This window comes from Pedobacter sp. PF22-3 (assembly GCF_026239555.1).
In the GTDB taxonomy this organism is placed as follows: domain Bacteria; phylum Bacteroidota; class Bacteroidia; order Sphingobacteriales; family Sphingobacteriaceae; genus Pedobacter.
Genome location: NZ_JAPIVP010000050.1, coordinates 1 through 663, shown reverse-complemented (window position 1 = coordinate 663; position 663 = coordinate 1). Strand labels below are relative to the sequence as shown.

General features: G+C 45.6%; 2 tRNA genes. Both read left to right on the top strand.

The features are described from left to right. The first annotated feature begins 23 nt into the window (after positions 1-23). Positions 24-101, top strand: a tRNA-Ile gene (locus OQX63_RS23265). Between the two features lie 82 nt (positions 102-183). Continuing rightward, a tRNA-Ala gene (locus OQX63_RS23260) sits at positions 184-260 on the top strand. The last annotated feature ends 403 nt before the right edge of the window (positions 261-663 follow it).

The following is a 663-nucleotide window of genomic DNA, read 5'->3' as shown; positions in this document are numbered from 1 at the left end:
ACGATGCTTACCTGAAAACAAGAAGTCCCGTAGCTCAGCCTGGTTAGAGCACTACACTGATAATGTAGGGGTCTCCAGTTCAAATCTGGACGGGACTACCATTGAAGGTCATAAGTCGTGAGTCTTAAGTCTTGAGTCTTTCGGACTACAGACTGTTGACTACAGACTAAGGACTCATACTCTGGGGGATTAGCTCAGCTGGCTAGAGCGCCTGCCTTGCACGCAGGAGGTCAACGGTTCGACTCCGTTATTCTCCACCATGAAGAATGGCAACCGGTCAACGGTTCGTCCCGATAGCCATCGGGACCGTTATTCTCCACCATAATAGGCTGAAAAGCTTAAGGACCAAAGCAGAAAGCTTTCAAAAAACACAGAAATAGAAAGATTACCGGGATCGGTAGGATACATTGACATAAAGATTGAGAAAAGAAGAAACGCCATGGGGCACATACGATGAAAAAAGTATGAAACGGTTCGAGACCGCAGTTTTTTACTAATAGGGCTGAAACGAGGCTTGGTTAGGGGACAATGAAACCCTCTACCCTTATACCCTCCCCCTTCAACCTTAATAAAGTTCTTTGACATATTGGAAGAAGTTAAAAAAGAAGAGCAAACAACAATAGGCGACTGTTGTGTTTGTGCTCTCCCGACGTAAAGTCGGGA